The sequence below is a fragment of the Microbacterium sp. C-MGS6 genome (genome assembly GCF_058140415.1).
In genome coordinates this window covers 2602919-2625112 of record NZ_CM176934.1, presented here as the reverse complement: position 1 = coordinate 2625112, position 22194 = coordinate 2602919, and the positions used below count along the sequence as shown (strand labels likewise).

At 71.0% G+C, this 22194-nt stretch carries 24 protein-coding genes and 1 tRNA gene; 15 read left to right on the top strand and 10 right to left on the bottom strand.

Annotated elements, in window-relative coordinates; all coding sequences use genetic code 11:
- Nucleotides 1-26 precede the first annotated feature (26 nt).
- Complete coding sequence (locus AC3B5L_RS12900) at nt 27-710, bottom strand: winged helix-turn-helix transcriptional regulator (RefSeq protein WP_060923071.1); 684 nt, start codon at nt 708-710, stop codon at nt 27-29.
- A gap of 74 nt (nt 711-784) precedes the next feature.
- On the opposite strand from AC3B5L_RS12900, the gene AC3B5L_RS12895 reads away from it, so the two are divergent.
- From AC3B5L_RS12895 to ygfZ, 3 genes are all read left to right on the top strand, one after another.
- On the top strand, nt 785-1075 hold the full coding sequence (locus tag AC3B5L_RS12895) for a hypothetical protein (RefSeq protein ID WP_187662090.1): 291 nt from the start codon (nt 785-787) through the stop codon (nt 1073-1075).
- Between the two features lie 150 nt (nt 1076-1225).
- On the top strand, nt 1226-1828 hold the full coding sequence (locus tag AC3B5L_RS12890; RefSeq protein ID WP_259951404.1) for a nitrobindin family protein: 603 nt from the start codon (nt 1226-1228) through the stop codon (nt 1826-1828).
- A gap of 12 nt (nt 1829-1840) precedes the next feature.
- Nucleotides 1841-2956: a CAF17-like 4Fe-4S cluster assembly/insertion protein YgfZ gene (ygfZ, locus tag AC3B5L_RS12885; protein WP_259951405.1), complete on the top strand. Its 1116-nt coding sequence runs from the start codon at nt 1841-1843 to the stop codon at nt 2954-2956.
- A gap of 15 nt (nt 2957-2971) precedes the next feature.
- Here the strand turns inward: ygfZ and AC3B5L_RS12880 are convergent, their stop codons facing one another.
- Nucleotides 2972-3793, bottom strand: a complete 822-nt coding sequence (locus AC3B5L_RS12880; RefSeq protein WP_259951406.1) for a class I SAM-dependent methyltransferase — start codon at nt 3791-3793, stop codon at nt 2972-2974.
- A gap of 60 nt (nt 3794-3853) precedes the next feature.
- On the opposite strand from AC3B5L_RS12880, the gene AC3B5L_RS12875 reads away from it, so the two are divergent.
- Nucleotides 3854-4603 (top strand): phosphoglyceromutase, encoded by a 750-nt coding sequence (locus AC3B5L_RS12875; protein ID WP_101848551.1) that lies wholly within the window; start codon nt 3854-3856, stop codon nt 4601-4603.
- A gap of 81 nt (nt 4604-4684) precedes the next feature.
- Here the strand turns inward: AC3B5L_RS12875 and phoU are convergent, their stop codons facing one another.
- Entirely contained in the window at nt 4685-5383 is a 699-nt protein-coding gene (gene phoU / locus AC3B5L_RS12870) for a phosphate signaling complex protein PhoU (RefSeq protein WP_187662086.1), read from the bottom strand.
- 215 nt (nt 5384-5598) lie between these two features.
- Here phoU and AC3B5L_RS12865 point away from each other — a divergent pair, with 215 nt between their 5' ends.
- Both AC3B5L_RS12865 and AC3B5L_RS12860 read left to right on the top strand, forming a co-directional pair.
- Entirely contained in the window at nt 5599-6822 is a 1224-nt protein-coding gene (locus AC3B5L_RS12865) for a sensor histidine kinase (RefSeq protein WP_259951407.1), read from the top strand.
- A complete protein-coding gene (locus AC3B5L_RS12860) occupies nt 6819-7502 on the top strand; it encodes a response regulator transcription factor (RefSeq protein WP_071328841.1) in 684 nt (227 codons plus the stop codon). Before AC3B5L_RS12865 ends, AC3B5L_RS12860 begins: the two co-directional genes overlap by 4 nt.
- Before the next feature lie 58 nt (nt 7503-7560).
- Here the strand turns inward: AC3B5L_RS12860 and AC3B5L_RS12855 are convergent, their stop codons facing one another.
- Entirely contained in the window at nt 7561-8031 is a 471-nt protein-coding gene (locus AC3B5L_RS12855; RefSeq protein ID WP_187662084.1) for a DNA modification methylase, read from the bottom strand.
- Between the two features lie 134 nt (nt 8032-8165).
- Here AC3B5L_RS12855 and AC3B5L_RS12850 point away from each other — a divergent pair, with 134 nt between their 5' ends.
- From AC3B5L_RS12850 to AC3B5L_RS12830, 5 genes are all read left to right on the top strand, one after another.
- Nucleotides 8166-8648 carry a CarD family transcriptional regulator gene (locus AC3B5L_RS12850; RefSeq protein WP_045255828.1) on the top strand — a complete coding sequence of 161 codons (483 nt, stop codon included), beginning with the start codon at nt 8166-8168 and terminating at the stop codon, nt 8646-8648.
- A gap of 68 nt (nt 8649-8716) precedes the next feature.
- Entirely contained in the window at nt 8717-9964 is a 1248-nt protein-coding gene (gene ispD / locus AC3B5L_RS12845; protein ID WP_259951409.1) for a 2-C-methyl-D-erythritol 4-phosphate cytidylyltransferase, read from the top strand.
- Between the two features lie 9 nt (nt 9965-9973).
- A complete protein-coding gene (cysS, locus tag AC3B5L_RS12840) occupies nt 9974-11380 on the top strand; it encodes a cysteine--tRNA ligase (protein ID WP_259951410.1) in 1407 nt (468 codons plus the stop codon).
- Complete coding sequence (gene rlmB / locus AC3B5L_RS12835) at nt 11373-12377, top strand: 23S rRNA (guanosine(2251)-2'-O)-methyltransferase RlmB (RefSeq protein WP_187662081.1); 1005 nt, start codon at nt 11373-11375, stop codon at nt 12375-12377. Before cysS ends, rlmB begins: the two co-directional genes overlap by 8 nt.
- 15 nt (nt 12378-12392) lie before the next feature.
- A complete protein-coding gene (locus tag AC3B5L_RS12830) occupies nt 12393-13034 on the top strand; it encodes an NAD(P)-dependent oxidoreductase (protein ID WP_259951411.1) in 642 nt (213 codons plus the stop codon).
- Between the two features lie 36 nt (nt 13035-13070).
- Here AC3B5L_RS12830 and AC3B5L_RS12825 read toward each other — a convergent pair whose 3' ends face one another.
- Complete coding sequence (locus AC3B5L_RS12825) at nt 13071-14372, bottom strand: DUF4032 domain-containing protein (protein WP_259951412.1); 1302 nt, start codon at nt 14370-14372, stop codon at nt 13071-13073.
- A gap of 79 nt (nt 14373-14451) precedes the next feature.
- Nucleotides 14452-15555 (bottom strand): ABC transporter ATP-binding protein, encoded by a 1104-nt coding sequence (locus AC3B5L_RS12820; protein WP_187662078.1) that lies wholly within the window; start codon nt 15553-15555, stop codon nt 14452-14454.
- A gap of 228 nt (nt 15556-15783) precedes the next feature.
- Here AC3B5L_RS12820 and AC3B5L_RS12815 point away from each other — a divergent pair, with 228 nt between their 5' ends.
- The 4 genes from AC3B5L_RS12815 (at nt 15784) to AC3B5L_RS12800 (ending at nt 18373) form a co-directional block, all read left to right on the top strand.
- On the top strand, nt 15784-16734 hold the full coding sequence (locus AC3B5L_RS12815; RefSeq protein WP_187662077.1) for a thioredoxin domain-containing protein: 951 nt from the start codon (nt 15784-15786) through the stop codon (nt 16732-16734).
- 42 nt (nt 16735-16776) lie between these two features.
- Nucleotides 16777-16849: transfer RNA gene (locus AC3B5L_RS12810), tRNA-Thr, on the top strand.
- A gap of 118 nt (nt 16850-16967) precedes the next feature.
- On the top strand, nt 16968-17273 hold the full coding sequence (locus tag AC3B5L_RS12805; RefSeq protein ID WP_490095845.1) for a hypothetical protein: 306 nt from the start codon (nt 16968-16970) through the stop codon (nt 17271-17273).
- 146 nt (nt 17274-17419) lie between these two features.
- Nucleotides 17420-18373 carry an aldo/keto reductase gene (locus AC3B5L_RS12800; protein WP_490095844.1) on the top strand — a complete coding sequence of 318 codons (954 nt, stop codon included), beginning with the start codon at nt 17420-17422 and terminating at the stop codon, nt 18371-18373.
- A gap of 7 nt (nt 18374-18380) precedes the next feature.
- Here the strand turns inward: AC3B5L_RS12800 and AC3B5L_RS12795 are convergent, their stop codons facing one another.
- Genes AC3B5L_RS12795 through AC3B5L_RS12780 form a run of 4 tightly spaced genes read right to left on the bottom strand, consistent with a single transcriptional unit; the run spans nt 18381 to nt 22061 of the window.
- Nucleotides 18381-19055 (bottom strand): response regulator transcription factor, encoded by a 675-nt coding sequence (locus AC3B5L_RS12795; RefSeq protein WP_259951417.1) that lies wholly within the window; start codon nt 19053-19055, stop codon nt 18381-18383.
- Nucleotides 19052-20320: a sensor histidine kinase gene (locus AC3B5L_RS12790; protein WP_259951418.1), complete on the bottom strand. Its 1269-nt coding sequence runs from the start codon at nt 20318-20320 to the stop codon at nt 19052-19054. Before AC3B5L_RS12790 ends, AC3B5L_RS12795 begins: the two co-directional genes overlap by 4 nt.
- 8 nt (nt 20321-20328) lie before the next feature.
- Nucleotides 20329-21153, bottom strand: a complete 825-nt coding sequence (locus AC3B5L_RS12785) for an ABC transporter permease (protein WP_259951420.1) — start codon at nt 21151-21153, stop codon at nt 20329-20331.
- A complete protein-coding gene (locus AC3B5L_RS12780; protein WP_259951421.1) occupies nt 21150-22061 on the bottom strand; it encodes an ABC transporter ATP-binding protein in 912 nt (303 codons plus the stop codon). Before AC3B5L_RS12780 ends, AC3B5L_RS12785 begins: the two co-directional genes overlap by 4 nt.
- Between the last annotated feature and the right edge of the window lie 133 nt (nt 22062-22194).

Below are 22194 nucleotides of genomic sequence, written 5' to 3'. Positions count from 1 at the left end.
GCAGGTGTCGGACGTGTGAACAGCGGTCAGCGCGAGCCGACCAGGCTGTCGTCCTCGTAGACGTTGAAGCGGTAACCGACGTTGCGCACCGTTCCGATGATCTGCTCCTGATCGCCGAGCTTGGCGCGCAGCCGCCGCACGTGCACGTCGACGGTCCTGGTACCGCCGAAGTAGTCGTACCCCCACACCTCGCTCAGCAGCTGCTCACGGGTGAACACCCGCGAGGGATGGGTCGCGAGGAAGTGCAGGAGCTGGAACTCCTTGTAGGTGAGGTCGAGCGGTCGCCCGTGCAGCTTCGCCGAGTACGACTGCTCGTCGATCGTGACCCCGGAGGCCTGCACGCGCGCCGGCTCCGCGACCTCGTCCCGTCGGGCGAGCGCGAGGCGCACGCGGGCGTCGATCTCGGCGGGGCCGGCGGTGGACAGCAGCACATCGTCGATGCCCCATTCGCCCGACAGTGCGCTCATGCCGCCCTCGGTCACGACGAGCAGGAGCGGCGCATCCTGCCCGGTCGCCCGCAGCAGACGGCACAGCGACTTCGCCCCGACGAGGTCGTGACGGCCGTCGACGATCACGATGTCGTACTCCGGGGCGTTGATGAGCTGGGCCGGCTCGGCGGGGATCTGCCGCGTGCGATGACTCAGCAGCTCGAGGGCGGGCAGCACCTGCTCCGAGAGCGGAGCATTGGTCAGAACCAGCACCAGGGCCACGCGCACTCCTCACCGGCGGGGGGATCGACGCCGTGCCGCCATGATAGCGGCCGCCGATGCGCAAGAATGGTGACATGTCAGAACCGGCTCTCGCGCCCCGCAACGCCTTCACCGGCGTGATCGCGGTCTGGGCGACCGCGTTCGTCGGCAGCATCGTCATCGGGATCTTCGCTCCGGAGGAGTGGCGGATCCCCTGGATGCTCGTGGGCTTCGGTGCGGTCGTGCTCCTCTCCTTCGCGGTGCAGCTCTGGTACGGCCGCACGCAGGGCTTCATCTTCCGCGTCGCGAGCAGCGTGACGGGCTCCCTGCTGCTGATGGGGATCATCTCCGTCGGCTTCGGCCTGGCCGCCCTCATCCCTGCCTGAGCCGGATCGCCGGGGGTAAGGTGGAGGTCATGGACATCATGGCGCTCGAAATCTTCTTCATCGGCCTGCTGGGCCTGGCGAGCCTCGCGATCGTGTTCGTCTCGGCCGTGGTGCTGCGCAACCTCTTCCGCGGCCAGCGCTGACGACATCGTGATCGAGCTCCCCACAGACCTCCCCGCCGACCTCGCCCCGCTGGCGTGGTTGATCGGCGTGTGGGAGGGCTCCGGGGTGATCGACTACCCCGTCGGGGAGGAGCGGCTGCAGGGGGAGTTCACCCATCGCGTGAGCTTCAGCCATGACGGCGGACCGTTCCTCAACTACGCGGCGACCGCGACGTTCGTCGGCGACGATGCCGCACCCGCCGTCCCGCTGACCGCCGAGTCCGGGTTCTGGCGACTGGCGCGACCGGCTGCGGCGACCGATGCGGGTCCCGCCCTGCTCCCGCCGACGGCGACGCCCGTGACCCGCACCGTCGACGACGTCGAGACGCTGCGATCGCCCAACGGCGCCTTCCCACTCGAGGTGTCGCTGGCCCGCTCGGACGGCATGCTCGAGTACTACGTCGGTGAGATCAACGGTCCTCGTGTCGACCTCTCGTCCGACGCCATCGTGCGCGGCGCCGGTGCCAAGGACTACGCCTCCGCCTCGCGGATGTACGGGCTCGTCGACGGGCACCTGCTGTGGGCGTGGGACATCGCGGCCCTCGGCACACCTCTGCGGGCGCACGCCTCGGCGCGTCTCGCCCGCGTCTGAACGGAGCACACCGTGAGCAGCAGCGTCTTCGACGGCGTCCCCGGAGCGATCACGGGTGAGCGCGGGATCGCCCACTTCGGCGATCCCTTCCGCGAGCAGCGGCGTCTCGCAACCGGAACGGCCATCGCGCCCCTCGACGACCGGACGGTCATCGAGGTGTCCGGCCCCGAACGCCTCCCGTGGCTCGACTCCATCACGTCCCAGGCGGTGAGCGGCTTGCGCGCAGGGGAGAGCACCGAGCTCCTCGTGCTCGACCCGCAGGGGCGGGTGGAGCACGCGGCCGGCGTCCTCGACGACGGCATCTCGACCTGGCTCCTCGCGGACGCCGGCGACGCCGAGGGACTCGCGACGTGGCTGACACGGATGAAGTTCCGCACCCAGGCCACCGTCGAGCTGCGCCCCGACCTCGCGCTGCTCGGATTCGTCGACGGCGGCTCCGCTGCCGACCGCGTGCGCGGCCTCGACGGTGTGCGGGTGTGGGTCGACCCCTGGCAGCGCATCAGCGTGGGCGGCCACCAGTACGCCGCGGTGCCCTCCCACCCCGGGGCGGACCTCGCCTGGCGGATCGGCATCGTGCCCGAGACGGCGGCGCGCGCACTCGGCGCTGACCTCGACCGCGAGGACGTCGCCGGGCTGCTCGCCGCCGAGGCCCTGCGGATCGCCGCCTGGCGTCCGCGCTGGGCGGCCGAGGTCGACGAGCGGTCGTTGCCGCACGAGTCGGACTGGCTCCGCAGTGCCGTGCACTTGAACAAGGGCTGCTACCGCGGCCAGGAGACGGTCGCGAAGGTGCACAACCTCGGGCATCCGCCGCGGCGTCTCGCCCTGCTCCAGCTCGACGGCAGCGACGCCGTGCTTCCGGAACCCGGTGCTCCGGTGTTCGCGGGTGATGACGAGGTCGGGCACATCACCTCCTCCGCGCGGCATCACGAGGACGGGCCGATCGCCCTCGCCCTCCTGTCCCGCCGTGCCCCCGTCGGCGACCTCGTCGTCCGCGCCGAGGGGATCGACATCGCCGCGTCCCAGCAGATCATCGTGCCCGCGGACGCCGGCGCCACCGCGGATGTGCCGCGACTGACGCGGCTGTCCCGCCGTCCCACAGCGCCGGATCCCCGCGACGCCGGAGTCTGAGCTGACGGGCGCCGGTCAGACCGGTGCCACCGCCTCCCACGGCAGGGTGAGCTCTCCCAGTCGCCAGCGGCTCCGTCCGCCCTGCACGGGCCAGCCCTGCGCGCGCAGGGCGGCCACCGCGGCGAGGAAACGCTGCGTGGCTCCGAAGGTCGACAGGGGAGCGGCGCGCTCCCACTCCCGGTCCAGGTCGACGAGCAGTGCGTGGATGCGCTCGCCGGGGACGTTGCGATGGATGAGGGCCTTGGGCAGCCGCTCCGCGACGATGCTCGGGACCTCGAGTCCGCGGAGGCGAAGGGAGATGGAGAAACGGAGGGGAGCGCCGACGGGATCGACATCCACCCAGCTCGCGACGCGCCCGATCTCGTCGCAGGTCCCCTCCACCAGCAGTCCTTCCGGCGAGAGGCGGTGCGCCATCGTCCGCCAGGCGCCTGCGACCTCGGCTTCGTCGTACTGCCGCAGGACGTTCATCGCCCGGATGACGGCGGGGCGCCGGCCGTCAGGGAGCGGCACCTCGAATCCGCCGCGGGCGAAGGAGACGCGGAGGTCGGCGGGGAATGGAGTCCGGCCGGCTCGGACCTCGCCGAGCTGCTGCTCTGCGGTGGACACCCGCTCCGGATCGAGTTCCAGACCGCGCACCTCCGCGTCCGGCCGCACTCGTCGCAGTCGTGCGGCCAGCTCGAACGCGGTCACCCCGCTCGCCCCGAACCCGAGGTCGACGACGAGCGGGTCCGCGGCGCGACGGAAGGCGGGGGAGGCGGCGATCCACCGGTCGTTCCGACGCAGCCGGTTCGTCCCGGTCGTGCCGCGGGTCGGCCGACCGAGGGGAGATGACGCCATGCGTCCATCCTCCCTCCTCCGCCGCTGCGCCCGCTCCGCGCCCGCGGATAAACTGGCGACATGACTGCGAAGCGCACCCTGATCCTGCTCCGCCACGGCCAGAGCGAGTGGAACGAACTGAACCTCTTCACCGGCTGGGTGGACGTCCGCCTGACCGAGCAGGGCAAGGGCGAGGCCCGTCGCGGCGGTGAGCTGCTCGCCGAGTCCGGCATCCTGCCCGACGTGCTGCACACGTCGCTGCTGAGCCGAGCCATCCAGACCGCCGACATCGCGCTGGATGCGGCCGACCGGCTGTGGATCCCGGTGAAGCGGTCGTGGCGCCTCAACGAGCGTCACTACGGCGCTCTGCAGGGCAAGGACAAGGCACAGACCCTCGAGGAGTTCGGCCCGGAGCAGTTCCAGCTGTGGCGCCGCTCGTTCGACGTCCCGCCGCCCCCGCTGGACGACGCGAGCGAGTTCAGCCAGGTGGGCGACGCCCGGTACGAGGGCATCGACGGCGAGGTGCCGCGCACGGAATCGCTCAAGCTCGTCATCGACCGCCTCCTGCCGTACTGGGACGCGGAGATCGTCCCCGACCTCGAAGCCGGCAAGACCGTGCTCGTGACGGCACACGGCAACTCGCTGCGCGGCCTCGTCAAGCACCTCGAGGGGATCAGCGACGACGACATCGCCGGCCTGAACATTCCGACCGGCATCCCGCTCGTGTACGAACTCGACGAGAACAACGCGCCGACCGGTCCCGGCCGCTACCTCGACCCGGAGGCCGCCGCCGCCGGTGCTGCGGCCGTGGCCGCCCAGGGCAAGAAGTAACCGAGACCCCGGTTTCACGTCGAGACCCCCTGCTGCAGGCGACTGCAGCAGGGGGTCTCGGCGGTAAGGCGGGGTTTCGGGTCAGGCGTGACCGAGCTGCTCCTGCTGCTCCACCGCGAGGGCGATGTCCTCCTCCTCGACGTGCCAGTCACCCGTCGCGAGGTAGACGACCTTCTTGGCGACGGCGACCGCGTGGTCCGCGAACCGCTCGTGGTACCGGCTGGCGAGCGTCGCGTCGACCGTGGCGACGGCCTCGCCCTTCCAGTTGTCGCTGAGCACCTTCTCGAAGACGCTGGCGTGCAGCTCGTCGACGTCGTCATCGGCGTTGCGGATGGCGTCCGCGAACTTGAGGTCCTGCGTGCGCAGGAGCTCGGCGAGCGTGCGGGAGATCTCCACGTCCAGCTCGCCCATCTTCACGAAGGTGCCCTTGAGGCCCTTCGGGATCGCGCGCTCCGGGAACCGCAGCCGCGCGAGCTGGGCGATGTGCTCGGACATGTCGCCCATCCGCTCCAGGGACGCGCTGACGCGGAGCGCCGTGACGACGATGCGGAGGTCGCGCGCGACCGGCTGCTGCCGGGCGAGGATCTCGATGGCCTGCTCGTCCAGCGCGACCGCGAGCTCGTCGATCTTGGCGTCGTCGGCGATGACCTCCTCGGCCAGCGCGACGTCGCTCGTGGCGAAGGCGCGGGTGGCCTTGTCGATGGAGACCGTCACGAGCTCGGCGATCTCGACGAGGCGGGACTGCAGGTCCTCGAGGGACTGGTGGAAGACTTCGCGCATGGTGGGCGCAACCTTTCGTTCGGATCCCGGCTGACGGTCCAGCGCGGGGCGGCGGGGCGTCCGCATGGGGGAGGACTGCGCGCGCGCAGGCCTGAAGCGATTGTCTGCTCCGAAGGTTAACGAACGGTGCCCAGCGAGTGAATAGTACGTCTCCGCTCCCCGTGATGGCGCGGGAACCCGCCGGATCGACGGTGAACGCGCTCTACGCTGGAGTCATGACCCTGCCGCAGCTCGCGCTGTCCTCCCTCGCCATCGGGTTGGCGATCGGCGTGGGCCTCTCGCTCCTCGTGGTCTGGGCGTACCGCGCCCGGGCGCGGGCGGAGGAGGAGACCTCGATGGTCATCCCGACCGGGATCACCGACGTGCTGCGCAGCATGGACGATGCCGCGTGCGTCGTGGACGTCTCGGGGCTCGTGCTGGCCACCTCCAAGGCCGCGGCGCGTTTCGGGATCGAGGTCGGGTCGACGCTCGACAATCCGGAGCTCCGGCAGCTCGTGCGCGGTGTGCGCTCGACGGGGGAGACCGCGACGGCCTCGATGCGGATCACCCGCGGCGGTCTCAGTCTCGACCCCCGGCTCGTGTCGGCCAGGGCGAGCGCGATCGGCACGCGCCTCGTGCTCCTCATCATCCGGGACGTGACCGAGCAGGAGCGCCTCGATCAGATGCGCCGCGACTTCGTGGCCAACACGAGCCACGAGCTGAAGACGCCCGTCGGCGCGGTGAGCCTGCTCGCCGAGGCCATCGAGTCCGCCGCCGACGATCCCGCTCAGGTCCGCGCGTTCGCCTCCCGGATCTCGGCGGAGGCCGGCCGGCTCGGCCAGCTCACCGGGCGCATCATGAGCCTGTCGCGGCTGCAGGCGGAGGACGGGCTGACCGAGGTCGCGCCCGTCTCGATCGACGAGGTCATCGCCTCCTCGATCGAGGCCCATGTCGTGCAGGCGGACTCGGCCGGCGTCGAACTCGCCCGCGGCGGCGACCGCGGCGTGTGGGTCCGCGGCGACGCGCAGATCCTCATCGAGGCCGTCGGCAACCTCATCGCCAACGCGATCGTCTACTCGCCCCGCGGCTCCCGGGTGGGCGTCGGGGTGAAGGCCGACGACGACGTCGTGGAGATCGCCGTGTCCGACCAGGGCATCGGGATCGTCGAGGCCGATCGCGAGCGCATCTTCGAGCGGTTCTACCGTGCCGACGAAGCCCGCTCGCGGCGCACCGGCGGCACCGGCCTCGGGCTGTCCATCGTCAAGCACGCCACTCAGCGGCACGGGGGAGAGGTGCGGCTGTGGTCGCGCCCCGGCCGAGGATCGACGTTCACCATCCGCCTGCCCCGCATCGACGCCCCCGCGAACAGCGGGCAGGGCAAGAAGAGCAAGAAGAAGCGCGCACGCAAGGCCGCCCCCGCGACCGGGGCGACGCGCGTCCGAAACGGAGAGACCGCATGACCCGCATCCTTCTCGTCGAAGACGAGCCCGACCTCGCCGACCCCCTCGCGTACCTGCTGCGCCGCGAGGGCTACGAGGTCGAGATCGCCGAGGACGGTCCCGGTGCGCTGACGGCGTTCCGGGAGCGCGGCGCCGACATCGTGCTCCTCGACCTCATGCTGCCGGGGATGCCGGGGACCGAGGTGTGCCGTCAGATCCGTTCGACGTCGGCGGTGCCGATCATCATGCTGACCGCCAAGGACTCCGAGGTCGACATCGTGGTCGGGCTCGAGCTCGGCGCCGACGACTACATCACCAAGCCCTACTCGTCGCGGGAGCTCCTCGCCCGGATGCGGGCGGTGCTGCGACGCGTCGTGCAGGCCGAGGGCGAGTTGGACGAACGGGTGCTGGAGGGCGGGCGCGTCTCGCTCGACATCGATCGGCACACGGTGTCGGTCGCCGGCGAGCAGATCAATATGCCGCTGAAGGAGTTCGAGCTTCTGGAGGTGCTGATGCGCAACTCCGGTCGGGTGCTCACGCGCGGCCAGCTCATCGACCGCGTCTGGGGGAGCGACTACTTCGGCGACACCAAGACGCTCGACGTCCACATCAAGCGCATCCGCTCGCGGATCGAGGAGAACCCCAGCGAGCCGGTGATGCTCGTGACCGTCCGCGGCCTGGGATATCGCTTCGAGGGCTGACGACAGACAGAAGAGGCCGGCACCCGCGGGTGCCGGCCTCTTCTGTTTGTCTGCGGACTCAGTCCTGCGGAGCGAGGTCCGAGTAGTACGGCAGCGTGCCGTCGAGGACCGGGATCTCGGTCGTCACACCGGCGGAGTCGCCGGACTGGAAGTGCATCGCGACGGTCGCGCCGGGCATCGTGTCGAGGCCGGTGATCTCCACGGGCTCCTCGTCGGCGCCGAAGCTGATCCTTCCGCCGGCAGGCACGGTGATCTGGAAGGGGTCGCCGCCCTCCAGCGAGACCGTGAGGGTGGCGCGGTCCTGCGACGGGTTGACCACGGCGCCGACGAAGTTGCCGACCGAGCCGTCCTCGTTCGCGATGATCAGGGCGTTGCGCACGGCGATGGGGCCGTCCTGATCGGAGACGTTCACGCCGTCGGAGGCGGCGTACTCGGTCTTCGTCGCCTGAGGGGTGATGAATGTGCACCCGGTCGCGCCGAGCAGAACGAGGGCGCTGATGGCGGCAGACGCGACAAGGCGCGATTTCACGGGTCCTCCTGAGGTCCGACGGGATATCCCTCCCCATTCTATGGGTAAGTCCGGAGCGCGCAGGGAACAGGGAGCGCGAACCTTAGCGCATATCCCCTGTGGTATCCTTGAGGTTGCCGAAAGGACATGTTTTTATGCTTTTTGAGGTTGGCGAGACCGTCGTCTATCCGCACCATGGCGCTGCGACCATCATCGAGGTCAAGGAGCGCATCATCAAGGGCGAGGCGAAGAAGTACCTGAAGCTCAACGTCACGCAGGGTGATCTCATCATCGAGGTCCCGGCTGAGAACGTCGACCTCGTCGGCGTTCGCGACGTGATCGGCAAGGAGGGCCTCGACCACGTGTTCGAGGTGCTGCGCGCGCCGTTCACGGAGGAGCCCACCAACTGGTCGCGCCGATACAAGGCGAACCTGGAGAAGCTCGCGTCCGGCGATGTCATCAAGGTGAGCGAGGTCGTGCGCGACCTCTGGCGCCGTGACCAGGACCGCGGCCTGTCCGCGGGTGAGAAGCGGATGCTGGCCAAGGCCCGGCAGATCCTCATCTCCGAGCTGGCGCTGGCCGAGAAGATCGATGAGGACAAGGCGGGCGCACTGCTCGACGAGGTCCTCGCGTCCTGAGACGTCCTCCACGAAAGGCGGGTGCTGCGGCACCCGCCTTTCGTCGTTCCCGCGGGTAACGTGAAGCTGTGAGCATCCTCCCCGTCCCGCACACCGCGATCATCGTCGTCGCCGCCGGCTCCGGCACCCGTCTCGAGGCGGGGGCACCCAAGGCCTTCGTCGGCATCGACGGGCGCACGATCCTGCGGCATGCCCTCGACGGTGTCTTCGCGGCGGCCCCGATGCAGGTCGTGGTGGTCGCCCCGTCGGGCTACGAAGGTGACGCGCAGACGGAGCTGCTGGCGGCTGCCGGCGATCGCGCCGACCTGGGCCGCGTGGTCACGGGAGGAGCGACGCGGCAGGAGTCCGTCGCCGCCGGACTCGCGGCCCTGTGGGGAGACATCACGACGGTGCTCGTGCACGATGCCGCCCGCGCCCTCACGCCGCCTACCGTCATCGATGCCGTGGCGGCGGCCGTGGTCGGCGACGCCGGAGCGGTGCCGAGTCTGCCCGTGGTCGACACGCTCAAGCGGGTGGCCGACGGCCTCGTCGTCGGCGCCGTGGATCGCGCGGAGCTCGCGGCCGCGCAGACGCCGCAGGGATTCCCGCGCCGATTGCTGGAAGCGGCGTACGCGGAGGCGACAGCCCAGGGCGCCGAGTACACGGATGACGCCGCGCTCTTCGCCGCAGCCGGGAATGCGGTGCGGCTGGTGCCCGGCTCGGAGCGTTCGTTCAAGATCACCACCCCCGCCGACCTCGAGCGCGCGCGCCTCCTCGTGGCGACGACTCCGGGGGCGCCCTCCGCGGCGGCGCGGCCGTCGGCGGTCGTGGTCGACGCTCCCCGCGTGGGGATCGGCACGGACGTGCATGCCTTCGGCGGCGACGGGGCGCTGTGGCTGGCGGGGCTGGAATGGCCGGGGGAGCCCGCGCTCTCCGGGCACTCCGACGGCGACGCCGTCGCCCACGCCATCGTCGACGCGCTGCTCGGGGCTGCAGGGCTCGGCGACATCGGGCAGCACTTCGGCACGGCCCATCCGGAGTACGCGGGGGCTCACGCGGACGTCTTCCTCTCCCGCACCGGGGAGCTCCTGGCGGAGGCGGGGTTCGCGATCGGCAACGTGTCCGTCCAGTTCCAGGGCAACCGTCCGCGATTCAGCGGACGCCGCGGGGAGGCCGAGGCGGCGCTGTCGGCGGCGCTCGGGGGCGCCCCGGTGACGGTCACGGCCACGACGACGGACGGTCTCGGGTTCCCCGGGCGGGGCGAGGGGATCGCGGTCACGGCCGTCGCCGTCGTCATCCCGCGACCGGAGCGGGGTCTCCCAGCGCCCGCCGAGTAGGCTTGAGCGGTGACTCTCCGCCTCTACGACACCCGCGCACAGCTGCTGCGCGACTTCGTGCCTCTCGATCCCGAGAACATCACGATGTACGTCTGCGGACCCACGGTGCAGTCCGGACCGCACATCGGTCACGTCAGAGCTGCTCTGAGCTTCGATCTCCTTCGCCGCTGGCTGACATACCGCCACGGGCGCGTGACCTTCGTGCGCAACGTCACCGACATCGACGACAAGGTCCTCGCGAACGCCTCGGAGTCCGAGCCGTGGTGGGCGCTCGCCTACCGGATGGAGCAGGAGTTCGCCGCCGCCTACGCCGGCATCGGCATCCTCCCGCCCACTTACGAACCGCGTGCGACGGCCTCCGTGCCGCAGATGCAGGAGCTCATCGCGCTGCTCATCGACCGAGGCCACGCGTACCCCGCTCCCGATGGCTCGGGAGACGTGTACTTCGACGTGCGCTCCTGGCCGTCCTACGGCGACCTCACCCACCAGTCCGTGGACGCGATGGAAGCCGCGCAGGACGCCGACCCGCGCGGCAAGCGCAACCCGCAGGACTTCGCCCTCTGGAAGGGCGCCAAGGCCGACGAGCCCGCCGACGCGACGTGGGCGTCGCCGTGGGGTGCCGGGCGCCCCGGCTGGCACATCGAGTGCTCGGCCATGGCGAAGCGGTACCTCGGTGCGGAGTTCGACATCCACGGCGGGGGACTGGACCTGCGGTTCCCGCATCACGAGAACGAGCTCGCGCAGTCGAGTGCAGCGGGCGACGGCTTCGCCCGGTACTGGGTGCACAACGGCCTCGTGACCGTCGACGGACAGAAGATGTCGAAGTCGCTCGGCAACTTCACGCTCGCGCGGGACGTGCTCGCTGAGCGGGACCCGCTCGTCGTGCGCTACGCCCTCGCGGCGGCGCACTACCGATCGAGCCTCGACCTCTCGGAATCCTCCTGGGCGGAAGCGGAGGCGGCGCTCGGCCGCATCCGCTCCTTCCTGGAGCGGGCGCTCCGCGCGGCCGGCGACGGGATCGGCGCCGATGACGCGCAGAGCCTGCCCTCGGCGTTCATCGATGCGATGGACGACGACCTGGGTGTGCCGCAGGCGCTGGCCGTCGTGCACGAGAGCGTGCGGGCCGGGAACTCGGCTCTGGACGCGGGCGACACCGCAGCGGCCCTGGACGCGGCGCGGGCGGTGCTCGGCATGACCGGTGTGCTCGGCCTCGTCGAGGACGCGGGCTCCCGTAAGGCCGGGGATGCGCAGGCAGCGGCGCTCGACGCGCTGGTGCAGGAGATGATCGCGCAGCGCGCCACCGCGCGCGCGGAGAAGGACTGGGCGGCGGCGGATCGCATCCGAGACGCGATCGCCGCCGCAGGAATCACGCTGGAGGACACTCCGGCCGGAACTCATTGGAGTATCGATGGCTAAGCCAGGGCGCCCCGGCGCGAGCAAGGGAAACAAGAAGGGCCCCACCAAGGGCACGGGAGGTCTGGGGCGCAAGGCGCTCGAGGGGCGTGGCCCCACGCCGAAGGCGGAGGACCGCGCGTGGCACCCCGCCGGTAAGCGCAAGGCCGCGGCCGAGCGCTTCGCCGCGGCCGGGGGCAAGGGCAAGCCCGGCGGGCGTCCGGCCTCCGGGGGCAACCCGAACCGCACCGCCAGGTCGAAGGACAACACCACCGACACCGAGACGGTCACCGGCCGCAACTCGGTGCTCGAGGCGCTGCGGGCGAAGATCCCGGCGACCGCGATGTACATCGCGCAGCGTGTCGAGATGGACGACCGGGTCAAGGAGATGCTGTCGATCGCGACCCACCGGGACATCCCGGTGCTCGAGGTCACCCGCCAGGAGCTCGACCGCATGGCCGGCTTCGACGGCGTGCACCAGGGCGTGGCGCTCAAGGTGCCGCCGTACGAGTACGCCCACCCGCAGGACCTGCTGGAGGAGGTCATCGACCGCGGCGAGACGCCGCTGTTCGTCGCCCTCGACGGCATCACGGACCCCCGCAACCTCGGCGCGATCATCCGCTCGACGGCGGCGTTCGGCGGCCACGGCATCATCCTGCCGCAGCGTCGCTCCGCCGGTGTGAACTCCGCGGCGTGGAAGACGAGTGCGGGGGCGGCGGCGCGCATCCCGGTCGCCCTGGCATCGAACCTCACCACCCAGCTCAAGGAGTTCAAGAAGCAGGGCGTCTTCGTGCTCGGGCTCGACGGCGACGGCGACGTGTCGCTGCCGGCGCTGGAGCTGGCGGACCGCCCCGTCGTCATCGTCGTGGGCTCGGAGGGCAAGGGCCTGTCCCGCCTCGTGACCGAGACCTGCGACCAGATCGTCTCCATCCCCATCTCCGCGGCGACCGAGTCGCTGAACGCGGGCATCGCGGCCTCGGTCGCGCTGTACCAGGTCGCGACCGTCCGCGCCGCGGACTGACCGAGAGGAACACGCATGGCCCGCATCATCGTCCTGGGAGGAACCGGCTACGCCGGACGCCACATCGTCGCGGAGGCGGTGAGCCGTGATCACGCGGTCGTCGCCATCTCGCGCTCGACCCCCGCGGATCCGGTCGCGGGTGCGGCCTACGTGCAGGGGTCGGCGCTCGACCCCGCGACGCTGACCGAGGCGTTCGCGGGAGCGGACGCCGTGGTCTCCGCGCTCTCGCCGCGCGGTGACATGGAGGACCGCGTCCTCGAGGCGCTGACGAACGTGGTCGCGCTGCTCGACGGCACCGAGACGCGGCTCGGCGTCGTGGGCGGCGCGGGCGGCAGCCTCGTCGCGCCGGGCGGTCCCCGTCTGTTCGATCAGGGCTTCCCGGAGGAGTACAAGCACGAGGCGCAGGTCGGCATCGACTCGCTCGCGCTCCTGGAGCGCACGGCCGAGAGCCTGGACTGGTTCTTCGTGCACCCGGCCGAGGTCTTCGGACCGTGGGCCGAGGGGGAGCGCACCGGTCGCTATCGGGACGGCGGCGACGTGCTCGTCCGCGATGAGGACGGCAAGTCCTACATCTCCGGGGCGGACTTCGCCGTCGCGATCGTCGACGAGATCGAGCAGGGCAACCACCACCGCGAGCGGTTCACCGTCGGCTACTGACGCCGTCCGCCCCGGCGCCGGTTCGGAGGGGCGGCCTCAGACGAGGTCGCGCCAGTCCACCTCGTCGTCGTCGCCGAGCGCCAGCGTGCCGGTGACGACGGGCAGGCCCATCGTCTCCGTCGGGGGTCCCATGATGGTGGCTTCGTCGCGCCGGTGGCGGAGCACATCGTTGATGTAGCTCGTCAGCACCTCCGCGAGGGACACCGAGCGTCCCTGCGCCTGCGACAGATACCAGCGGTGCTCCAGCACCTGGTGGAACACCTCGGCCGGCTCCAGCTTGGCGCGCAGGTCGTACGGGATGGCGCGCACGACGGGCTCGAAGACGCGCGTGAGCCACTCGTGCGCGTACATCTCCTCGTCCGCCCACTGCTTGGTGGAGCGGGCACGGAACTCGTCGAGGTCGTTGAGGAGCCGTCGCGCCTGGTTCTCCTCGACGTCGAGACCGGTGAGGCGGATGAGTCGGCGCTGGTGGTGTCCCGCGTCGACGACCTTGGGCTGGATCTCCACCACGGTGCCGTCCGCGGTCGTCGACATCGACATCTCGTCGATGTCGAAGCCGAGGGCGTTGAGCCGCTCGACCCGCTCGGTGATGCGCCAGGTCTCGGCGGCGGAGAAGGACTCCTGCGCGGTGAGCTCGGCCCACAGCGAGCGGTAGGAGGACACGATGCCGTCCGCGATGGCGACCGCGTCGACGCCGTGCTCCAGCCGACCGCCCGCGGCGAGGTCCATGATCTCACCGGCGATGTTCGTGCGGGCGAGATCGAGATCGTAGGCGCGCTGTCCGTCCGTCAGGCCCTCCTCGTGCAGCTCCCCGGTCTCCGCGTCCACGAGGTACGCCGCGAACGCTCCGGCGTCCCGGCGGAACAGGGTGTTGGAGAGCGAGACGTCGCCCCAGTAGAAGCCGACGTTGTGCAGACGCACGAGCAGCAGGGCCAGCGCGTCGACGAGACGGGTGGCCGTGTCCGGGCGGAGCACCCGGGTGAAGAGCGCCCGGTACGGCATCGAGAAGCGCAGGTGCGAGGTGACCAGCGCCGCGGGCAACGGATCACCCGACGAGTCCGTGCGGCCGGCGATCACCGCGACCCGCTCCACGCACGGCACGTCGAGGCGCGCGAGGTTGCCGAGCATCTCGTACTCCCGCCGTGCCATCTCGGTCGTCGTCTCCTTGACGGCCACCACGCGACCCGAGAGGTCCGCGAAGCGGACGAGGTGGCGCGAGAGGCCTTTGGGGAGGGAGACGATGTGCTCGGACGGCCACTTCTCCAGGGGCGTCGACCACGGCAGGGCGAGCAGCCCGGGGTCGACCGTCTTGGCGGTGATCCGGAGGGATTCCTGCATGGGGACTCCTGAGGGGTGCCGGGGAAAAGACGCGGCGCGGGCGACCGAAGTCAGCCCGCGCCGCGGTGGAGGTGTCCGATCAGGCCGAGACGACTGGCTTGTCGTTCAGGCGGTCGCCGGACTCGAGGTCGAACGCGTGCACGTGACCCGGGTTCGCGGCGAGGGTGACGGTCTCCCCGGCGTTCGGGTGGTTGCGGCCGTCGACGCGGGCGACGAGGTCGGTGCGCTTGCCGTTGATCTCGGTGTGGCCGTAGAGGTAGCCGTCGGCGCCGAGCTCCTCGACGAGGTCGACGACGACCGAGAGGCCCTGACCGTCGGCCGGGCCGACGGTGATGTCCTCGGGGCGGACGCCCACGGTGACCTGGGAGCCGTTGGCACGGCCGACGGTGTCGCGGTCGAGCGGGACGACCTCGGTACCGAAGCGCACGCCGCCGTCGGCCAGGTCGGCCGAGAACAGGTTCATCGCGGGCGAGCCGATGAAGCCGGCGACGAAGACGTTCTCCGGCTTCTCGTACAGGTCGCGCGGCGAACCGACCTGCTGGAGCAGACCGTCCTTCAGCACGGCGATGCGGTCACCCATGGTGAGCGCCTCGGTCTGGTCGTGCGTGACGTAGACCGTGGTGACGCCGAGGCGGCGCTGCAGCGACGCGATCTGCGTACGGGTCTGGACGCGGAGCTTGGCGTCGAGGTTCGACAGCGGCTCGTCCATGAGGAAGACCTGGGGCTGACGGACGATCGCGCGACCCATGGCGACACGCTGACGCTGACCACCGGAGAGCGCCTTCGGCTTGCGGGTGAGGTACTGCTCCAGGTCGAGGAGCTTCGCGGCCTCGAGGACGCGTGCGGCACGCTCCTCCTTGCCGACGCCGGCGATCTTGAGCGCGAAGCCCATGTTCTCGGCGACGGTCATGTGCGGGTACAGCGCGTAGTTCTGGAACACCATCGCGATGTCGCGGTCCTTCGGCGGCACATCGGTGACGTCGCGGTCGCCGATGAGGATGCGGCCGGAGTTGACCTCTTCGAGGCCGGCGAGCATGCGGAGGGAGGTGGACTTACCGCAACCGGAGGGACCGACCAGGACGAGGAACTCGCCGTCTCCCACCTCGAGGTTGAGCTTGTCGACAGCCGGACGGGTGCCGCCGGGGTACAGGCGGGTGGCCTCGTCGAAAGTCACAGATGCCATCGTGTTTCTCCTTCACCGGCAGGTACGTGCCGGACGATCCGTAGTGAATGAAGCGGCGGAGCGACCCGCCGTGACCCTCCATCGGGTCGGGATCAGTATGGCACGAACGGCCGCACCTGGGTATTTCTCAGCCTCACTGGTTAGCATCGAACCCGGCCGTGCGCAGCGGCGATCACCGCCCGACGGTGGTCGGGGCCAACCCGGACCCCCTGAGACTCAAGAGGAACGATGTCGAGCGACGAAACGCCGAACGTCCCCGCCCCTCGCAATTCGCGCGAGGCCGTGCGGGAGAAGGCACAGAAGGTGCACGCCCAGCAGTCGCGGGCGCGTCTGATGCGACGGATCATCATCGGCGCGGTCGCGATCATCGCGGTCGGCGCGATCGGGACCGCGGTGACGCTCGCCGTGACCTCGCAGACGTCCAAGCCGCAGCTCAGCCCGAGCGGCATGGAGGCCGACGGCGTCGTGGTGACGGACATCGCCTCCGCCGCCATCGCCGGCACCGCCTCCGCCACGCCGGAGCCCGAGCCCACGGAGGCCGGTGCGACCGAGACCCCGGCACCGGAGCCCACCGCGGCCGGTGCGGTGGACGTGCACGTGTACGTCGACTACCTCTCGCCCGACGCCGGCAAGTTCGAGCGCGCCAACGCCCGTCTGCTCGCGCAGTGGATCGAGGACGGCGCCGCGACCGTGAGCTACCACCCGGTCGCCCTGCTCACCGCCAGCTCCAACGGCACCAAGTACTCGCTGCGCTCCGCTGCCGCCGCCGCCTGCGTCGCCACGCACTCGCCGGACCAGTTCTACGCGTTCAACCACGACCTCCTCGACGACCAGCCCGACGTGGGCAGCGACGGGATGTCCGACGAGGAGCTCGCCAACCTCGCGGGCGCCGTGGGCGTGGACGACGCGAAGACCGTGCGCTCGTGCATCGAGGACGGCGACTACGTCAACTGGGCGAAGGAGGCGACGACGCGTGCGCTCAAGGGGCCGCTTCCCGGCTCCGACGACCTCGTGCTCACCGCCGCCCCGATGATCGTCGTCAACGGCGAGGCCTATGTCGGCGCGCTGGACGACCCGCAGGAGCTGTCGACGTTCGTCATGTCCGTCGCCAGCGAGGCGTACTACGAGTCGACGTCCCCGACGCCGACCCCGACCGCCACCTCGGCGCCGGCGGAGTAGACCGCCGCGCGTCCCCGCCATCGCTAAGCTGTGATGGCATCCGCCGACTTGGCGCAATTGGTAGCGCACCGTACTTGTAATACGGGGGTTACGGGTTCGAGTCCCGTAGTCGGCTCCGCACGCGAAGGCCCGCATGCCCTGGGAAACACCGGGGATGCGGGCCTTCTGTTCATCCAGGTGAGGAGGGCAGCCCACTTCACCGGCGCCCACGGCCCCAGCGCTAGGCTCTGCGCATGAGCGCACCCGCGGACGAGTCCGACCCGTCGCTGATTCCGCAGCGGCTCGCACTGCAGCGACGGAGGACGTGGGCGATCGTGCTCGCCGTCTTCTGGACGGTGCGCGCCGCCTGGTGGCTCGGCTCTGGTCTCTTGACGGACGCGCGCGCCCTGGATGTGATGCGGGTGGCCGTCGGAGCGGTGAGCGTGATGTTGGCGATCGCGTACGCGCTCACGTTGCGGCGCGCGCAGCGGGACATCCGAGACCTCGACGCGCGACACGGAGCGGACGCGGGCCGCCGATATCCTGCAGGTTCGCCGTGATGTCAGGGCGCCCGCATATCGCGTAGCACGTCGGAGGGTGTTATGTTACTGGGGTGCAGGTGGTCGGCACCCCGCCCCGGCCACCTGCGCATCTTTTCCGATCCCCCGTGGGAATGTTCGCGCCGCTCGCTGCGGTTGTCTCGGACATGACCCGCATCGGCTCCAGTGACCTCGACGTCTTCCCCCTCGCCCTCGGCGGCAACGTGTTCGGCTGGACCGCCGACCGTGACGCGTCGTTCGCCGTCCTCGACACCTTCCTCGACGGGGGCGGCGACTTCATCGACACGGCGGACTCCTACAGTGCCTGGGTGCCGGGCAACGAGGGCGGCGAGAGCGAGACGATCATCGGGGCGTGGCTCGCGTCGCGGCGGCCCCAGGGTGTCGTCGTGGCGACCAAGGTCAGCCAGCATCCCGACTTCCGCGGCCTCTCGGCCGGGAACGTCCGCCGCGCGGCGGAGGCGTCCCTCGCTCGCCTCGGCGTGGACGAGATCGACCTCTACTACGCGCACTTCGACGATGAGTCGGTGCCGCTGGAGGAGACGGTCGAGGCGTTCGGCGCCCTCGTCACGGACGGACTCGTGCGGCACGTGGCGGTGTCGAACTACACGGCCGACCGCATCCGGCAGTGGATCGACATCGCCGACCGGCTCGGCGTCGCGCGCCCCGTCGCCATCCAGCCGCATTACAACCTCGTGCACCGCAACGACGTCGAGGACACCATCATCCCCGTCGCCGAGGAGTTCGGGCTGGGCCTCGTGCCTTATTACGCGCTGGCGAGCGGCTTCCTGACCGGCAAGTACCGCTCGACGGATGCCGGGGGAGAAGGGTCGCCGCGCGCCGCCAGAGCCGCGAAGTACGCCACCGCGGCTGGACTTCGGATCATCGACGCGCTGGATGAGATCGGCGCCGCGCACGACGCATCCGTCGCCGCGACGGCTCTGGCCTGGCTGCGGGCGCAGCCGACCGTGGTGGCGCCCATCGCCAGCGCTCGGACGGTGGATCAGGTTCCGGATCTGCTCGCCGGAGCGCGGCTGGAGCTGTCGTCCGAGGAGGTCGAGCGCCTGAACCGCGTGTCGGCCTGGACGCCGCCTCAGAGCTGACCCGGCCTCACCGCCCGACGAGCCCGAGCCGGTGCGCGAGGATCACGGCGTGGATCCGGTCCCGTGCCCCGAGCTTGGCCAGGATGCGGCCGACGTGCGTCTTGACCGTGGACTCGCCGACGTAGAGGGTCGCCGCGATCTCGGCGTTGGAGAGTCCCGTTCCCATCGCGAGGAAGACCTCCTGCTCGCGGTCGGTCAGGGAACGGTATCCGGCGTCGTCGACCGCCTCGGCCGCGGGCGCGGTGCTTCCGAGCTGCGGACCGACATGCTCCAACAGCATGCGGGTCACCCGCGGCGCCAGGGCGGCGTCGCCGCGGTGCACGGCACGGACCGCGGAGAGCATCTCGTGGCGCTGGGCGTCCTTCAGGAGGAAGCCGCTGGCGCCGGCGCGGATCGCACCGAAGGCGTACTCATCGAGATCGAACGTCGTGAGGACGAGCACCCTCGTCTCGGGATGCGCGCCGACGATGGCTCTCGTCGCGGCGATCCCGTCGAGCTCCGGCATGCGGATGTCCATGAGTACGAGGTCAGGGGCGAGGGCAGCGCTCTGGGCGATCGCGGCGTTCCCGTCGGCGGCTTCTCCGATGACGACGATGTCGGGCTCCGCCTCCAGGACCATGCGGAAACCCAGACGGATCAGCTCCTGATCGTCGACCAGGAGCACGCGGATCGGCGCTGTCATGTGTTCTCCTCTCCGCCCGGCGACACGGCCGGGGCCTCGGCCGACGTCGGCAGGACAGCCCGCAGGGTCCATCGCCCCTCGCCGTCCGGCCGGGACTCCAGGGTGCCGCGGACGTGCGCGGCGCGCTCCGTGAGCCCTCGTAGTCCGAAGCCGCCCTCAGTGGGAGCCCCGGCCACGCCGTCGTTGACGATCTCCACCCTCACGGTAGCGGGCGTGTACTCGAGGCGCACGGACGCCGTGGTCGCCGTCGGCGCGTGCCGCATCGCGTTCGTCAGCCCCTCCTGCACGATCCGGCCGAGGGCATGGGCCACGTCGGACGACACCTCCGCCTGACCGGCTGTGGCGAGGGTGACCGGATACCCGGTCCGCTGCGCCGCCGCGACGGTCTCCTGCGGTGACGCGGGAGACACCGGCGCGAGGAGCAGCGGCGCGTCGTCGTCTCGCAGCACGCCGAGCATCGCCCGCATCTGGGTGAGCGCGCTGCGGGCGGTGTCCGCCGCGGAGGTGGCGGCTGCGCGGGCCTGCTCTCGGTCCGGGGTGGCGGCCGCTCCCTCGGACAGCGCCACGACCACGGTCAGGGAGTGCGACACGATGTCGTGCATCTCCCGCGCGATCCGCGCGCGCTCGGCGGCTGCGGCGAGCTGCGCCTGCTGATCCCGCTCCACGAGAAGCTGCCGCGAGCGATCGATGACGGCGTCCAGATAGCGTTTGCGGTTGCCCACGTTCGCGCCGATCAGGGTGCCGATGAGCCCGAGTACGACCGTGCCGAGGAGCGCGTTGACCGCCTCTTGAAGGGTGAAGACGCCGGCCCAGAGGAGGAGCCCGGCCCCGGAGGCGGTCGTCGCGACCCCGATGCCGAAGGCCGTCCACGCCGCGCGGGCGGAGCGGTAGACGGCGAGGGAGTAACCGGCGATCAGCAGGAGCGGGCTGCTCCCGGGCAGGGCGGTGAACAGGAGGAAGGCTTCGAGCAGGATCGCCGCGACCGCGGGAAGCCAGGGCTTCCGTCGACGCCAGAGCAGGGTGGCGCACGCCGCGATCACGCACAGCGGCAGCAGGGCGGCGAGCACGAGCCCGACGGGCCCGCGGTCGGCGTCATCGATGCGCGCGGCGGGGGTGATCGTGAGGATGATGCAGAGCAGGGTGAGCAGGACGTCGGCGAGGACGGGATGGCGCGCCCAGAAACGACGGAACACCCCGGGAGGACGAGGGAGCCGTAGCCCCTCGTCCTCCCGGACGGTGTCCGTTCCGCGTCGCGTCGCCGGCACCCGGTCTCCTACGCGTCGCGCGTGCGGAGGACGGCCCAGGCGGCCAGCAGGCCGCCGACCACCCAGCAGCCCAGCGTGAGGTAGGCGACCGGAGCGTCGAGCGTCGCCGTGTCACCGGGCAGGATCGCGTTCTGCGCGGCGGCGACCGGCAGGTAGGCCGAGGCGTCGATCACCCAGGCCCAGGCCTCGCCGGCCATCGAGAAGAAGCTCGCGACGATCGGGAGCACGAACAGCAGACCGACCGTCGCCGCGATCGCCCCGGCGCCCGAGCGCAGGATGAAGCCGAAGGCCACACCGATCAGCGCGAAGACGGCCATGGCGAGCGAGGCGACCACGATCGGCAGGACGGAGCTCGAGGGGTCCGACCAGTCGATGCCCCGCTCGCGTCCCGCGACCACGGCGGAGACGGCCGCCGCCGCGGCACCGAAGATGACCAGCGACGACACGAACAGGAAGCCCGCGAGCACGAGCGACTTCGCCAGCAGCACGGACCCGCGGATCGGGTCGGCTGTCAGCGTCGAGCGGATCATGCCCGTGGAGTACTCCCCGGTCACCGAGATCGCGCCGATGATGCCGGCGAGCAGCATCGTGAACTGGATAGGCATGACGACGGCCTGGATCGGGTCGAACCCGGGGGCGTCGATCGCCTGGGCGATGAGGACGGCGATGCCGATCGTGAGCACGGCGGCGATCGCGATGGACCACCACGTCGACCGGAGGGTGGTGAGCTTGATGGCCTCGCCTCGCACTGCGCGCGCGAACGTGAGGCGCCGGCCGGAGTCGGCGGCGGGGGGTGCGACGGCCGGGGTCGTCACGGCGGGGGCGGCGGTCATGAGAGCTCCTTCGTGCGGTACTCGACGGCGTCGCCGGTGAGGGCGAGGTAGGCCTCTTCGAGGGATCCGGTGGTCGGGGTGAGTTCGTGCAGCGGGATCCCCCGCTCCGCGGCGAGGTCGCCGATGCGCGCCGCCGGGATCCCAGCGATGTCGAGCAGATCGGGAGCCGCGCTGACGATCTCCACGTCGGGACCGCCCACGGCGGCCACGAGGTCGGTCGGGCGCGGCGTCCGCACGCGCACGCGGTTGGTCGTCCACGAACGGACCAGCTCGGCGAGCGGGGCATCGGCGAGGACCTTGCCCCGTCCCATCACGATGACATGGTCGGCGGTCTGCGCCATCTCGCTCATGAGGTGACTCGACAGCAGCACCGTCCGGCCCTCGGAGGCGGCGTGTCGCACGAACTGCCGCACCCAGCGGACGCCCTCGGGGTCGAGGCCGTTGACGGGCTCGTCGAGGATGAGGGTATGCGGATCGCCCAGCAGTGCGGAGGCGATCCCCAGGCGCTGCCCCATGCCGAGGGAGAACTTCCCGGCGCGCTTCCGGGCGACCGAGCCGATGCCGGCGAGCTCGATGACCTCGTCGACGCGGGAGGTGGGGATGCCGTGCGTGGCGGCCATCGCGCGGAGGTGATCGCGCGCCGTCCGTCCGGTGTGCACCGCCTTCGCATCCAGCAGCACGCCCACCTCGGTGAGCGGTGCGCGGAGCTTGCGGTACTCCCGCCCGGCGACGGTCGCCGTCCCGGCCGTCGGACGGTCGAGCCCGACGATCATGCGCATGGTCGTCGACTTCCCTGCGCCGTTCGGTCCGAGGAAGCCGGTGACGCTGCCGGGCTGCACGGTGAAGGACACGCCGTCCACGGCGGTCTTGTCCCCGAATCTCTTGGTGAGGCCTTCTGCGGTGATCATGGGCTCCACGCTACGGATCGGCGGGTCGCGGCGCGTCCTCCCGGAGGACGATTCCCGGAAGCGGTGGGATCGTCCTCCGGGAGGACCGTGTGGGGGAGGACGGGTGGGCTGCGTCGCTCCGATAGTGTCGACA